The 13,748-nt window shown below is 50.6% G+C and carries 13 protein-coding genes and 1 other RNA gene; 12 read left to right on the plus strand and 2 right to left on the minus strand.

Annotated elements, in window-relative coordinates; genetic code table 11:
* Window positions 1–8: 8 nt before the first annotated feature.
* The 6 genes from dnaG (at window position 9) to rnpB (ending at window position 6,317) form a co-directional block, all read left to right on the plus strand.
* Complete coding sequence (gene dnaG, locus I8J30_RS15915) at window positions 9–1,868, plus strand: DNA primase (RefSeq protein ID WP_210659333.1); 1,860 nt, start codon at window positions 9–11, stop codon at window positions 1,866–1,868.
* Between the two features lie 18 nt (window positions 1,869–1,886).
* Window positions 1,887–3,014 carry an RNA polymerase sigma factor RpoD gene (gene rpoD, locus I8J30_RS15920; RefSeq protein ID WP_091219623.1) on the plus strand — a complete coding sequence of 376 codons (1,128 nt, stop codon included), beginning with the start codon at window positions 1,887–1,889 and terminating at the stop codon, window positions 3,012–3,014.
* Between the two features lie 105 nt (window positions 3,015–3,119).
* Window positions 3,120–3,947, plus strand: coding sequence for a hypothetical protein (locus I8J30_RS15925; RefSeq protein ID WP_210659335.1), 828 nt, complete (start codon window positions 3,120–3,122; stop codon window positions 3,945–3,947).
* A gap of 1 nt (window position 3,948) precedes the next feature.
* Window positions 3,949–4,740, plus strand: coding sequence for a tRNA (adenine(22)-N(1))-methyltransferase (locus I8J30_RS15930; protein WP_210659337.1), 792 nt, complete (start codon window positions 3,949–3,951; stop codon window positions 4,738–4,740).
* Entirely contained in the window at window positions 4,707–5,828 is a 1,122-nt protein-coding gene (locus I8J30_RS15935; RefSeq protein WP_210659339.1) for a Nif3-like dinuclear metal center hexameric protein, read from the plus strand. The genes I8J30_RS15930 and I8J30_RS15935 overlap by 34 nt, the downstream gene beginning before the upstream one ends.
* 82 nt (window positions 5,829–5,910) lie before the next feature.
* Window positions 5,911–6,317, plus strand: an RNA gene (rnpB, locus tag I8J30_RS15940) — RNase P RNA component class A.
* A gap of 50 nt (window positions 6,318–6,367) precedes the next feature.
* Here rnpB and I8J30_RS15945 read toward each other — a convergent pair.
* Window positions 6,368–8,209, minus strand: coding sequence for a S8 family peptidase (locus I8J30_RS15945; RefSeq protein ID WP_210659349.1), 1,842 nt, complete (start codon window positions 8,207–8,209; stop codon window positions 6,368–6,370).
* 196 nt (window positions 8,210–8,405) lie between these two features.
* On the opposite strand from I8J30_RS15945, the gene I8J30_RS15950 reads away from it, so the two are divergent.
* From I8J30_RS15950 to thiI, 6 genes are all read left to right on the plus strand, one after another.
* Window positions 8,406–8,906, plus strand: coding sequence for a YpuI family protein (locus tag I8J30_RS15950; RefSeq protein ID WP_091219611.1), 501 nt, complete (start codon window positions 8,406–8,408; stop codon window positions 8,904–8,906).
* Between the two features lie 53 nt (window positions 8,907–8,959).
* Window positions 8,960–9,172: a DUF1540 domain-containing protein gene (locus I8J30_RS15955; protein ID WP_091219609.1), complete on the plus strand. Its 213-nt coding sequence runs from the start codon at window positions 8,960–8,962 to the stop codon at window positions 9,170–9,172.
* A gap of 6 nt (window positions 9,173–9,178) precedes the next feature.
* Window positions 9,179–9,586, plus strand: a complete 408-nt coding sequence (locus I8J30_RS15960) for a DUF4190 domain-containing protein (protein WP_091219607.1) — start codon at window positions 9,179–9,181, stop codon at window positions 9,584–9,586.
* 183 nt (window positions 9,587–9,769) lie between these two features.
* On the plus strand, window positions 9,770–10,474 hold the full coding sequence (locus I8J30_RS33730) for a lytic transglycosylase domain-containing protein (protein ID WP_210659351.1): 705 nt from the start codon (window positions 9,770–9,772) through the stop codon (window positions 10,472–10,474).
* Between the two features lie 151 nt (window positions 10,475–10,625).
* Window positions 10,626–11,792 (plus strand): cysteine desulfurase family protein, encoded by a 1,167-nt coding sequence (locus I8J30_RS15970; RefSeq protein ID WP_210659353.1) that lies wholly within the window; start codon window positions 10,626–10,628, stop codon window positions 11,790–11,792.
* A 7-nt stretch (window positions 11,793–11,799) separates the two neighbouring features.
* The gene (gene thiI, locus I8J30_RS15975) at window positions 11,800–13,020 is read left to right on the plus strand and encodes a tRNA uracil 4-sulfurtransferase ThiI (protein ID WP_210659355.1); all 1,221 of its coding nucleotides are present in this window, start codon (window positions 11,800–11,802) and stop codon (window positions 13,018–13,020) included.
* Window positions 13,021–13,043: 23 nt separating this feature from the next.
* On the opposite strand, the gene I8J30_RS15980 is transcribed toward thiI, so the two are convergent.
* Entirely contained in the window at window positions 13,044–13,745 is a 702-nt protein-coding gene (locus tag I8J30_RS15980) for a TerC family protein (protein ID WP_210659357.1), read from the minus strand.
* Window positions 13,746–13,748 lie beyond the last annotated feature (3 nt).

Here is a 13,748-nt window from a genome sequence, read left to right on the forward strand (position 1 = left end):
GAAGGTGTATGGCTTACGAGAAAATACCGGATTCTGTTATTGAAGCGGTGCTTAAGCACCATGATATTGTAGAAACGGTCGGAAAGTACGTTCACCTCTCGAAGCACGGGAAATACATGAAGGGGCTTTGCCCGTTTCATTCAGAGAAGTCCCCGTCGTTTACCGTCACCCCGGAGAAGGGTATTTTTTACTGCTACGGGTGCGGTAAGGGCGGCAACGCTATTAAGTTTATTGAGGAGATTGAGGAATATTCGTTCCCGGAAGCCATTCGCATAATGGCAGAGGAAGCGAATATTCCCATCACCTGGTCAGGGTCGCAGGAACGTCAACAATCCGCTGATGGGGGAGATCGCGATACTCTGATCGAGGCGCATGAGCTGTCCGTAAAGTTGTATCATTATTTATTAATGAATACGACGCATGGACAGACTGCACTGCAATATTTACGCAATCGTGGGGTTACGGATAAGCAAATCGATCATTTTATGATTGGGTATGCGCCTCCGGAATGGGACACACTCACGCGTTTTCTCGAGAAGCGGGAATACAATCTCGCGCTGATGGAGAAAGGCGGACTGCTTATTGCCAAGCAGGACAAGAGCGGCTACATTGACCGGTTTCGTGATCGTATCATGTTTCCGATTTGGAACCGCGACGGCAAGGTTATCGCCTTGGCAGGCAGAATGCTCGGTGAAGGTCAACCGAAATATTTGAATTCACCGGAGACGATGCTGTTTAACAAGAGCCGCAACCTGTATAACTTTCATCATGCCCGGACAGCTATGCGCAAGAGCCGCCGGATTGTTCTGTTCGAAGGTTATATGGATGTTATCAAGGCATGGAGCGCAGGTGTCCATAACGGCGTAGCCTCTATGGGTACGGCACTGACAGAAGAGCATGCCTCGATATTGCAGCGCAATGTTGAAGAGGCGGTGCTCTGTTATGATGGCGATAATGCTGGACAAGCTGCGGCGCTGAAGACGATCCCGCTATTGGAGCGAGTGGGATTGCGCGTTCAGGTTGCGATGCTGCCCAGAGGAATGGATCCGGATGAGTACATTGAGAAGCATGGAGCGGATGCGTTCATGCGAGAAACGATCGAACATCCGGTGTCCGCAACGAAATTTAGACTACTATATGCTAAGAAAAACCATATACTCCTAGAAGAAGAGGGACAGAAAAATTACCTGCTCGAAGCGGTCGGCATCATTGCCGTGCTTGATTCTCCGACAGAGCGGGAGTTTTATCTCAAAGAGCTGTCCCGTGAGTTCGATATGTCTCTGGATTCATTGAAGCAGGACTGCTTTGATCGACGGCAGCAGCTGCAAAAAATGAAACCGCAAAGGGATAATAACGACAATTCGTGGAATAATGGTAGGAATGAAAACCGCGAGAACCGTCGTACGTCCTCTGCACCGCCTGTTTTGCCTGCTTATCAGGTCGCTGAACGCAAGCTGCTTGCGCAGATGCTGCAGGATGCTGATACAGCAAACACGGTGCATCAGAAGCTCGGAGAGGCTTTTAATGTAGAGGATCACGCAGCGCTTGCTGCTTACTTATATGCTTACTATGCGCAAGGACATGATCCGGATGTTAGTCGGTTTATCGCTTCGCTCCAAGATAGCCGGCTTGAACGGACAGCTGCTTCTATATTGATGACGGACGATGACATTCCGTTCGACGAGCATTTGCTCGCTGATTATGTGAATGAAATTTTGAAGGTGCCAAAGTTTCGGGAAATCGAACAGATGAAGGAAGCTATGGTGCGCGCGGAACGTTCCGGGGACATGTTGAAAGCAGCACAAATTGCAATTGAGATGAATGCCCTAGAGAGACAGCTAAAAGGTCGGCAGGATGATCGTTTCTAGGGAGGAGGGAGTCGGATTATGGCGAATGATCAACATACTGAATTGGATACTGAACAGAAGCTGGAACTCGTCAAGGAACAGCTGATTGAACATGGGAAGAAAAGATCCTCCTTAACGTACAAAGAGATTATGGAGAAGCTCTCACCTTTCGATCAGGATCCGGAACAAATCGATGAGTTTTTCGAGCAGCTCGATGATATCGGCATTGAAGTGGTAAATGAGAACGACGAGGATCTTCCGATTAGTAATCGGGACGATCAAGAGCGTGAGCATGACGACTTCAACTTCGATGATGATCTGGCGCTCCCGCCCGGCATCAAAATCAACGATCCGGTTCGCATGTACTTGAAAGAAATCGGACGTGTACCGCTGCTATCGGCAGATGATGAAGTCGAGCTCGCCAAGCGGATTGAGAATGGGGACGAAGAAGCGAAGCGCAGACTAGCCGAAGCGAACCTCAGACTCGTGGTCAGTATCGCCAAACGTTATGTTGGACGCGGCATGCTGTTTCTGGATCTCATTCAAGAAGGCAACATGGGTCTAATTAAAGCGGTTGAGAAGTTTGACCATACGAAGGGCTACAAGTTCAGTACTTACGCTACTTGGTGGATCAGACAAGCGATTACGCGCGCGATTGCAGACCAAGCACGTACAATCCGGATTCCGGTTCATATGGTCGAAACGATCAACAAACTGGTTCGGGTTTCCCGCCAATTGCTGCAGGAACTTGGACGTGAGCCAAGCCCGGAAGAAATTGCGGCTGAAATGGATTTGAGCACGGAGAAAGTGCGTGAAATCATGAAGATCGCACAGGAGCCGGTATCGCTTGAAACACCGATCGGGGAAGAAGACGATTCGCATCTGGGCGACTTCATCGAGGATCAAGAGGCGCTCGCGCCGGCAGATGCTGCCGCATACGAGCTGCTGAAGGAACAGCTGGAGGACGTGCTGGATACGCTGACGGAGCGTGAAGAGAACGTACTGAGATTGCGTTTCGGACTTGATGACGGTCGTACACGTACGCTGGAGGAAGTAGGCAAAGTATTCGGCGTTACGCGCGAGCGGATTCGTCAGATCGAAGCCAAAGCACTCCGCAAGCTTCGTCATCCATCGCGAAGCAAACGTTTAAAAGATTTTCTTGAATAACAATCGGGACCTTTCTGCTTGAAGCAGCAAGGTCTTTTTTCCACCTTGTGAAATGGATATGTGTCACTTCTTAGAATCCACCAGGAGAGGAATCACTGTGACGTTATGGATCAAGAGCGCCGCAAGACCATCGTAAGAGAGATCGAGCATTGGCAGCGCAGTAAACTGCTTCCCGAGCAATATTGTGATTTTCTGCTCAACTTATATTTGGAAGAAGGAGAAAAGCGTGCTCCGACGACCTTTGCGGGTCGAGCAGCGGTTGTAGTGAAACGAGCATCTGTTAAACAATGGCTCCTGACTTTTGGTATTTTTTCCTTGATCTGTTTTGTTTTTCTTTATTTTACTGTTTTTCATCCCTTATTGCAAATTGCGCTGTCGATTACCGGCGTCTACATCTTGCTGTTCATTGGGCAGCGATATCGTGCCAAAAACGAGTCTGTAGGAATTGGATTAATCGGTACCGGCATGCTGCTGATGTTAGGTGCCGGATTATATATGCTCCAGCTACATACGCTTGAAGCATGGGGATGGAAAGCCGGACTTCTTGCTTTCTGTTCGTTATTTTGGATTGCATTTGGCATTGGAGTTCGAATTCCGCTGCTTCATCTATGCGGCTGGATGGCATCATTCCTCGTATATGCCTGGTTGTTATCTAACAATACGGAATCGCCGAAATGGTTCGAAATCCAGCTGTACTGGCTGCCGGCTTCGTTCGTATTTGGATGGTGCAGCTGGTTCTTCCACCGTTGGTCAAGACCGGTGGCATCGATTCTGTTTGTTGCCGGCGCGCTCGTCTGGTTCATGCCCGAGTTGTATGCTGCGGTATTCGCAGATGCAGAGTTTGGTTTACAGCTTCAATTAATGGTCAAAATTATGGCGGGGGGAGTACTGCTGTTCTCCCTTCGAAAACAATGGATTGCGTGGGTTGCATGAGATGATAAAGTTGTCTAAACGTTTACAGCAAATTGCTGATTTGGTCTCGGCACAAGCGCGCATTGCAGATATCGGTTCCGACCATGCGCTGCTGCCGGTGTACTTATTGCAAAGCGGTAAATGTCCGTCCGCTATAGCGGGAGAATTGAATACAGGACCGTTTCAAGCTGCCAAGAGACAGGTAGCGGAGGCGGGGCTGACGAAGAAGATTGAGGTTCGGCAAGGTGACGGATTAGCCGTGCTTGCTCCGGGCGAAGCAGACACCGTAACGATTGCCGGCATGGGCGGCAGCTTAATGGCCGACATCTTGGAAGCAGGACGACAGACGGGCAAGCTTGAAGGCGTTCGTGAGCTTGTGCTGCAGCCGAATGTTGGCGAAGAGATCGTCCGGAAGTGGCTTGTGCAGCACGGGTATGTCCTTCAGCAAGAAATGATCCTGGAAGAGGACGGCCGCATCTATGAAGTGCTGCATGCGCTGCATGAACAGCATAGCCCATCTGCGATCACGAATGAAGGCGTTTATAATCCGTCGTTCTTGGAAATTCAGTCCATGACAGAGGTCGCTAAGCGTGAATGGTTATATCGGATGGGGCCCTATTTGCTGCGACAGCCGAACGATTGGCTGTACAACAAATGGCAGCATGAACAAGGCAAGCTCGATCGGATATGCCGTCAGCTGGGACAGTCTGATCTAGCGGAATCGCGTGAGAAGGAAGCACAGCTGCGCGGCGAAATAAAAGGGATTGAGGAGGTGCTGTCATGTTTGCAAACGGCCAAACCGTCATCCAGTTAATCGAGCAGCTGGCTCCCAAGCATATCGCGATGGAGAACGATAAAATCGGTCTTCAGCTCGGTACATTGCAGAAGGTAGTCAGTAAAGTGCTCGTCGCACTCGATGTCACCGACGAGGTAGTCGATGAAGCCATTGCATTAGGCGCCGAACTTATCATCGCCCATCATGCGATCATTTATAGACCTCTTGCGAAGCTGGATACTTCGACTCCTGCAGGCAGGCTGTATGAGAAGCTAATCAAGAACGATATCGCTGTATATATCGCGCATACCAATCTTGATGTAGCGGACGGCGGTATCAATGACTGGATGGCTGATCTGCTTGGAGTGCCGGCGGAAGGCCGCGCTTCGCTTGAGGATGTTCATACGGATAAATTGTTCAAGCTGGTTGTATTTGTTCCGAAGACGCATCACGAACAAGTGCTTCAAGCCATATGGAATGCCGGCGCAGGAGAAATCGGCGGCTATAGCCAGTGCAGCTTTAATATCGAAGGCGTTGGCACCTTCCTGCCGGGCGACACCGCGGAACCGTTTATCGGCGAGAAAGGCAAGCTTGAGCGCGTGCAGGAAATCCGCGTGGAAACGATTGTTCCTGCCAGCGTGCACCGGAAAGTCGCACAAGCGATGCTGAAGGCTCATCCTTACGAGGAAGTCGCTTATGATTTGTATCCTGTCGATATGAAAGGCCGCGTGTTCGGACTTGGCCGCGTCGGCAAGCTGCCGGCTGCCGTGAAGCTTCGCGAGCTGGCTGAACGGGCGAAAGCCGTATTCGAGGTACCGGCACTGCGGGTCGTTGGCGATCTGGATCGCGATGTACGCAAAGTGGCGGTGCTGGGCGGCTCCGGTGCCAGATACGTACGCCATGCGTTGTTTGCCGGCGCCGACGTGCTTGTAACGGGGGATATGGACTACCATACAGCGCATGATGCAGCTATGGCAGGGCTGTCGATTATCGACCCCGGCCACAATATCGAGAAGCTGATGAAGCCCCGAGTAGCGGAATGGCTGCGCCGCGAGCTCCAGCAGCGAAAATATGCGACTGAGGCGATCGCCTCGCAAGTGGAGACAGAGCCGTTCCAATTCTTATAGGATAAAGCGGATATATTGCTGCTTGGAAATGATTCAGACCTTGAGCTTTTCCTTCGATCAGCGTATACTGTGTTGTACACGGAAAGTTTGACAGACAATCGCTGGCGGCCTTGTTGCCGCGAGAGGAAAGTCCGGGCTCCGTAGGGCAAAGATGCTGGATAACGTCCAGTCGGCGCGAGCCGAAGGATAGTGCCACAGAAATGGACCGCCGATGGCCGGATGCAAATCCGGTACAGGTAAGGGTGGAACCGTGGTGTAAGAGACCACGAGCGCCATTGGTGACAATGGGGCTGGTAAACCCCATCTGGAGCAAGACCGAGAGAACGCGGCAGCCTCGCGCTGCACCTCTGCCCGGGGAGCGTTCGGGTTGGTCGCTTGAGCTGATTAGCAATGATCGGCCTAGATAGATGATTGTCGCTTCAAACGTGGGAGGGTAGTTCCCGTCACACCACAAGAGGCACAGAACCCGGCTTACGGCAAGCTTTCCATAGCTCAAGAAACCCGCAAGGCTTATGCCATGCGGGTTTTTTCGTTTCACTTTATTCGTATTTGCTGGCGATCTGAGCTAAACGCCGTTCAACCTGCTGCGGAAATTGCTGCAGCGATACTTTCGACTGCTGCGCAGCTTTCAACGCATTGACGACGTCGATTTGGCCATAGCCGAAATAGTTATCTTTGCCTTTATCGCCGAGATCCTTAGCAGACTTTCGCATAATGTCCATTACTTCAACATTGGTCAGATCCGGATTGATCGACCGAATGAGCCCGGCAAGCGCGGCTACATGCGGACTCGCCATCGAAGTACCGGAGAGCGCTGCGTACTGGCTGCCCGGGTAGGTGCTGGCGATGCTGAAGCCGGGGGCGGCAACATCGATGTAATTTCCGTAATTGGAGAACGTCGATCGCGTTCCGTCGGAGTTCGTAGAAGCTACCGCGAACACCTCAGGGTAAGCGGCCGGGTAGCCGGGACGCTCCGTATTGTCATTGCCGCTTGCCGCAATAAGGACAACACCTTTGTCATAGGCATATTTGATCGCATCATGTAGAAACTGAGCTTCCGCGTAGTTGCCCAAACTCATATTAATGACTTTGGCCCCGTGATCCGTCGCCCATATAACGCCCTCTGCGACCGTGTAAGTAGAGCCTGCGCCGCTGCTATCCAGCACTTTGACCGGCAGCACTTTGTTGTACCAGGTCATGCCTGCCACGCCTTCTCCATTATTGACAGCCGCGGCGATGATCCCCGCGACATGCGTGCCATGTCCAACATCATCATCCGGTGGCGTGCCGGTGATGACCAGATTCGTGCCTTCCGCAAGCTTGCCCTTCAGATCGGGATGATCCATTTGCACGCCCGTATCCAGTACCGCGATAATGACGTTGTTGCTGCCTTTTGAAACATTCCAGCCCTTCTCGGTTTCGATGACAGGCAGATTCCATTGATATTCCGAATAAAGCGCATCGTTCGGGATAATATCCGATGCCGCATTCGTCATATATAAATAGTGAGGCTCGGCGTATACCACATGCCAGCTCGATTTGAAATATCGCATCATCGATTCCGCATCCATTACTCGGGAACGGAAAACATACGTATATCCCAACTTTTTCATGGCAAGGGCGGTAATATCCTTCTGGATCTGGGCTAACTGATCTACCGTCGGCGGTTGCCGGAACTTTACAACAACCTCGTTCATATGGTAGTGACTGGCGTTGCCGTTGTCTTCACCGGTTCTAACCGTAATATCTTCCGTCGAATTCGGTTTGACAGACTCGATTTTGTACTTGCCTTCAGCCGGATAAGGGACAAGCCTCAGATTGCGCTGCTGATGGCCTTGTACTTTCGTCACGATGTCCTGCAGCAGGATTGCGGCAATTCCGTCGCCTTTGTGTTTCGTATCAGGCACACCGATGACCATGTATCGATGTCCCTTTAACTGAAGCGGAGAGGAGGAATAGGCCTTCCCTGAGACGACATGCCGCTTCGCTTTCATCATCTCTTCGTTAAGCTGGGATAAAGCAGGCTTGCCGCCTTTCGTAATGGAGTGACTTTGATGTCTCCACCAGACGTAGATCATCTGTTTGTGCATGGTCATTAAGTGCGTGAGATGATGTTCATTCGTTGTTGCGGAAGCTTCATGCTTCATCAGCTTCTGGAAGTTCTTGGCGCACTCTGCATGGCAGAGAACGGCCGTAGCGTCCATATCATGCTTGACCGTCGCCAGCTTGAGCTGACGCTCGCGATGCGCGGTCATGGTGCGCATTTCGGGTTTCTTTTCTTTATTGGCGGGACTTGGCGAACTGAACCAAGGTGTGAGCGGAATGAGCAAAGCGGCAGCTGCCAAAATACAAAACCAGCCGATCCACTTTCGCCTTGTCATGGTGAATACCCCCTTGAATGCTGTACTTGCTTGGTTTGGCTGGAAGCCCGAAGAGGGCTGCTTGTCTTAGGGTGACGTCGGGTAGGTGAAAATATACGGGGACTATTCGGCATTCGGAGTACCATCTGGTTGCTATTTGTGGTACGATGTTGATGATTTAAGTATTGTTTGCGATGATGAAAGGGGATCTACCATAATGCCTTCGACTAACGTAAAAGCGATTAGCGAATCAACGAGAGACAAATTAAAACTTGCAGTCGGCCATTTGGAGACGTTTCTAAACCAGTATGCGCTTCCACAGCTAACAGAAGAAGATCAAGGAAGCGATTCCGAGCTATTCTATAAAGGTTTGCTGGCAGACCTGAGACACATGCTTGTATTCTCCGAAGTTGCTTACGAAAAATTGGGTGTGGCGCTAAGACGTCCTAATTTCGATATTGATTTTGCAGAGCGGGGTCTTTACGAAGCTTATCATCAATGTGTAAATGCATTTTTCTACCCTAAGAACGAATGTTATTCCGAGGACGGCCGATACGCGTACACTGGACAAGATGCGATTCGTTTCCGCAAGAAGCCGGTACGTGCCGCTCGCGATATCGTACTTACTGTCTCAAAAATTTATGAAGAGCTTCGCGATGATCTATCCTACTATGAGAGCGACTATATGACTCAGCGCCGTATGCAGGGTCAAAAATAAGGAAAGCATACAACACCCCCGGTACGGGCAACTTGATACCGGGGGTGATTTTTATGCCGAATGGCGTAAGCTGTAGTGTTGCCAACTGTTCGTTCTGGAAAGAAGGAAATCAGTGCAATGCCTCGAAAATTGAAATCGACATCGACAGTCATGCGAACAATCATTTCGGATCTGAATTTGCTGAAGAGGGCTTTGGCGGTGAGCATCACGATACCGCGGCTAACAAAGCAGCGACCTGCTGCCATACCTTTAAAGCGAAGGAGTGAGGCTTGATGGAACGCGAATCAGAAGGGCATTTCTCCCATAGCCCGCATGATGACTCATCGACTAATCCTTTGTATCATCCAGACATGAAGGCTTATAACGAAGAAATGTCTGCCGAAATTGCTGTACCGCGTCAGGCGATCCATGCCTATCCAACCCGCGAAAGCAACCATCTCACGAATGATGCTGTTCGTGAAACGAAGTCTGCCGGCCGTGCAACGGGCTGGGCGGCGCTTATATTAGCGGCATTGTCATGGGTGGTATGGCCTGTGGTACTCGGTGCTACGGCAATCATTGTCGGTTTCATTGCTTACAGGCAGGGTGCTCGAGGTCTTGGCGTTTGGTCCATTACGCTTGGATTTATAGCCGCTGCTGCTTACTTGGTCCTTGTTCCCCTTTATTACGCAATAACCTAATGGATCTGAAGCCGGTCAGAGATTATCTCTGCCGGCTTCTTTCATGAAAACACATCATAACTTAACATTCATTAATCGTTCTTTGCACAGCTAGGACTAATTGCTCACTGGCGAATCCTGCAAAAAAGATGTAAAATAGTGCTATCCTGTGTCGAATGGCATAATGGAATATGGAGGTACACCATGAGCATTGATCCGCGAATAATGAAATCCTTGCTGCAATTACAGTTAATGCCCAGTCTGGATTTGAACGGGAATGAGAATGTCTTGTCTTCTGCAAGCGGCCAAGACGGTTCCTCGATGTTCGATACTTTGCTACAACAGTATATGGCAGGCGGGACAGGCTCTTCAGCACTTGCTGACATGGCTGCACAACCCGGAATGGTCTCGCTGGAGGCGCTAAGCGGGTTAGTCCCTTTGATTCAATCTGCAGCAGCTCAGAGCACAACAGATGCCGACAGCAATCCTTCGGAATATGACGCTTATATTAACGCCGCAGCTTCCAAATATGGCATTGATCCAGTCCTTATTAAAGCTGTTATACATACGGAATCATCCTATAATCCAAACGCGGAATCTTCTGCCGGGGCGAAAGGGCTTATGCAGCTTATGGATGGCACCGCTCGCGGTCTTGGCGTCACGGATTCCTTTGATCCGCAGCAGAACATTGAAGGCGGCACCAAATTCCTTGCTTATCTCATGCGCAAGTATGACGGTAATGAACAGACGGTATTAGCTGCCTATAACGCCGGTCCGGGCAGAGTCGACCGTGCCGGAATCAAGAGCAATGAAGATTTTACGGCCATGATGTCGCTGCTGCCGCATGAAACACAACGCTATGTAGCGAAAGTACAGCGGGCGAAAGATCAATACGACGGTTCCATTTAAGCATGCCAACAGCCGCAAGTGAACTTGAATGGCTGGGGAGAATAAGAGATCACGGGGATCGCGGTGACCTGGGCTAGAAGCATGAGGCCCTTCACAGCATTTTCGCTGATCTTTTTCGTTTGTTGTCAGATATGAGAGGAAGCTGTTTGAGATGTATTATTTTGATCACTGTGCTTCAACGCCGCCGCATGAAGAAGTCATTCGCACGATGGCGGAAGTTATGGCGAAGCACTATGCAAATCCTTCGTCACTTCACAGAAGCGGCCAGGAAGCGGGTAAATTGCTTGAACGTGCAAGAGGGGCGATTGCTTCACTGTTCCCGGGCACGGATGCGAAGGAATGGATATTCACCTCGAGCGCGACGGAGAGCAACAATATCGCCATCATGGGGGCGGCCAGAAGCAGGAAGAAACGCGGCAATCATTTGATTACCACGGTTGTGGAGCATCCATCCGTATATGATACATTCCAAGCGCTGGAGCGCGAAGGCTTTCAAGTGACGTATTTGCCTGTCGATTCGTTTGGGGTGGTAGCCGTATCGGACCTTGAAGCGGCATTGACGGATGAGACCGTACTGGTAAGCGTTATGCATGTGAATAATGAAGTCGGAGCTATTCAACCGATAGCGGAAATTGGCAAGCTGCTGAAAAGGCATAGAAGCGTTTTGTTCCACGTTGACGGGGTCCAAAGTGTGGGTAAACTGACGGTTGATCTGACAGGCTGGGGCATCGATATGTTCTCGGCATCGGCACATAAAGTGAATGGCCCCCGAGGCGTTGGACTATTATACGTTCGGCAAGGCGTGACGTTGGAGCCTTTGTTAAGAGGCGGCAGCCAGGAGCATGGGCTTCGTCCCGGAACGGAGAATGTCCCGGCAATTGTTGCCTCTGCTAAAGCATTCCGCCTTGCGGTAGAGAGCGGGGCTGCAAGAGCGGAACGGATGTACAAGCTGAAGGCGCGACTTATCGCATGCATTCAAGCTATTCCGGAGCTGCACATTAACGGCAGTACCGATTGTAAGCTTGGCAGTTACGCTGCGCCGCATATTTTGCATTTCTCATACCCCGGCATGAAGCCGGAGGTCATCATTCATATGCTGGAGAAGCAAGAAATCATGGCATCGACCAAATCAGCCTGCTCCTCCAAGAGCGAAGAGCCAAGCCGCGTGCTGCTGGCCATGCAGGCTTCTTATGAAAGTGCAGTGAGCGGAATTCGCATTAGTTTCGGGGATGAGCACGGTGAGGCAGAGCTGGATTGGCTATGCCGGAAGGTGCGTCTGGTCGTTCAGCAGCTAAAGCCGCTCGAGAGGAAGGGGTAAACGTATCATGAATCCGGATATGATTCTAATTCGTTTCGGCGAATTTACGATGAAAGGCAAAAACCGCGATCGTTTCGATAAACGAATGGTTGAACAAGTAAGACGATCATTGAGAAGTTTTGTTCGTGCTGAAATTACGCGCACGTATGGAAGAATCTATATCACTTTAAATGGTGAACCCTATGAGGAAATTGCAGTAAAACTCAAAGATATTTTCGGAATCGCGACATTCAGCCCCATAAGGAAGGTTGCGAACGATCTGGAAGCCATTCGCTCTGCCGCACTGGAAGTGATGCAGGCACTTCCGTCGCAGCCCGCAACATTCAAAGTTTCCACCAAGCGGGTGGAGAAACAGTTTCCGCATGACACCCAAGAAATGAACCATTTGGTCGGCGGCCATGTGCTGCGCGAAACACCTGGGTTAAAGGTGAATGTAAGAGAACCGGAGGTTGAGCTGCGCGTTGAAATTCAACCGGAAGGCACTTACGTCTTCAGCAGCGTCGTACAAGCCGCAGGAGGCTTTCCTTACGGAACAAACGGCAAAGCGATGCTGCTGCTCTCCGGCGGGATTGACAGCCCCGTAGCGGGCTATCTGGCGATGAGACAGGGGCTGGAGATCGAGGCCGTTCATTTTCACAGCTACCCGTTCACGAGCGACAAAGCGAAGGAGAAAGTAATCGACTTAGTGAGACGGCTTTCGCACTATAGCGGCGTGCCGATCAAGCTTCATTTGGTCTCTTTTACGGATATTCAATCGGCATTGGCGCAGTCCGGTCAAGACCCGCTCATTATTACGCTGATGCGCCGCTCTATGCTTCGGATCGCGGAACGGATCGCGGAACAGGTCGGTGCATTCGGCCTCGTGTCAGGCGACAGCTTAGGCCAAGTTGCGAGCCAGACGCTCGGCAGCATGAATGTTATCGGACGGTCTGCCCAACTGCCGCTGCTAAGACCGCTTATTACGATGGATAAGAATGAGATTATTCGTATCGCGCGTCAGATCGATACATTTGAGACATCGATTCTCCCCTTTGAGGATTGCTGTACGTTATTTGTCCCGAAATCACCGAGCACCAATCCGAATTTGGCTATCGTCGAGCAAACCGAGCAGGCGATTGCCGGACTTGAAGATATGATAACCGAGGCTGTATCGAGCGTGGAAGTGATGCGTATAACGCCGGAGGTACGTAGTGCCGTTGAGACGGCAGGCGAGGATAGCTGGTTCTAAATAAAAAAGCAGTGAGCCCCAAATTAATGGGATTCACTGCTTTTTTCCATATTGGCCGTTTGTTTGCGTGAGGCGTTCTTCCAAAGACCTGCGACGATAATAACGATGACGATCAAGATCAAGAATGACCATTCAAACGCGGGGTTGTTTTTGAAGAACTCTTCAAGCTTAATTTCGTGCGTAATCATCTTGGCTGCCGTGTAAGCGAGCACTCCGGATCCCACATAAACAATCCATGGAATTTTGTTGATCAGCTTAATGAACAGCGTACTGCCCCATACGACGATTGGGATGCTGATGATAAGTCCCAGCAGAACCAGCATCACGCTGCCGTGAGCCGCGCCTGCGACTGCGATGACATTGTCTAAACCCATCGCTGCATCGGCAATAATGATGGTACGAACCGATTGCCATAATGTGTTGCCGGCGGTGATGTTGTCATGTGCTTCGTTATCAACCAGCAGCTTGTAGGCAATCCAGAGCAGCAGTATGCCGCCTGCCAGCATGAGCCACGGAACATTGAGCAAGTATACAACTAATGTGGTAGCGATGGCCCGAATACCTACGGCCCCGACCGTTCCCCATATAACGGCTTTCTTTTGCTGTTCCTTAGGCAGTTTTCGAGCTGCTAGCCCGATTACGATGGCATTATCGCCGGCAAGAATGAGGTCGATAAAAACGATGGTAATCAGTGCAGAAAGAAATTCAAGCGATAAAATGTCCATTGC

It is taken from the genome of Paenibacillus lignilyticus, from assembly GCF_017942085.1.
GTDB classification, from domain to species: Bacteria; Bacillota; Bacilli; order Paenibacillales; family Paenibacillaceae; genus Paenibacillus_Z; species Paenibacillus_Z lignilyticus.

Excerpts from the sequence above, each read along its gene's own strand:
- dnaG (WP_210659333.1), top strand. The coding sequence starts at position 9 with ATGGCTTACGAGAAAATACCGGATTCTGTTATTGAAGCGGTGCTTAAG.
- rpoD (WP_091219623.1), top strand. The coding sequence starts at position 1,887 with ATGGCGAATGATCAACATACTGAATTGGATACTGAACAGAAGCTGGAA.
- I8J30_RS15925 (WP_210659335.1), top strand. The coding sequence starts at position 3,120 with ATGGATCAAGAGCGCCGCAAGACCATCGTAAGAGAGATCGAGCATTGG.
- I8J30_RS15930 (WP_210659337.1), top strand. The coding sequence starts at position 3,949 with ATGATAAAGTTGTCTAAACGTTTACAGCAAATTGCTGATTTGGTCTCG.
- I8J30_RS15935 (WP_210659339.1), top strand. The coding sequence starts at position 4,707 with ATGTTTGCAAACGGCCAAACCGTCATCCAGTTAATCGAGCAGCTGGCT.
- I8J30_RS15945 (WP_210659349.1), bottom strand. The coding sequence starts at position 8,209 with ATGACAAGGCGAAAGTGGATCGGCTGGTTTTGTATTTTGGCAGCTGCC.
- I8J30_RS15950 (WP_091219611.1), top strand. The coding sequence starts at position 8,406 with ATGCCTTCGACTAACGTAAAAGCGATTAGCGAATCAACGAGAGACAAA.
- I8J30_RS15955 (WP_091219609.1), top strand. The coding sequence starts at position 8,960 with ATGCCGAATGGCGTAAGCTGTAGTGTTGCCAACTGTTCGTTCTGGAAA.
- I8J30_RS15960 (WP_091219607.1), top strand. The coding sequence starts at position 9,179 with ATGGAACGCGAATCAGAAGGGCATTTCTCCCATAGCCCGCATGATGAC.
- I8J30_RS33730 (WP_210659351.1), top strand. The coding sequence starts at position 9,770 with ATGAGCATTGATCCGCGAATAATGAAATCCTTGCTGCAATTACAGTTA.
- I8J30_RS15970 (WP_210659353.1), top strand. The coding sequence starts at position 10,626 with ATGTATTATTTTGATCACTGTGCTTCAACGCCGCCGCATGAAGAAGTC.
- thiI (WP_210659355.1), top strand. The coding sequence starts at position 11,800 with ATGAATCCGGATATGATTCTAATTCGTTTCGGCGAATTTACGATGAAA.
- I8J30_RS15980 (WP_210659357.1), bottom strand. The coding sequence starts at position 13,745 with ATGGACATTTTATCGCTTGAATTTCTTTCTGCACTGATTACCATCGTT.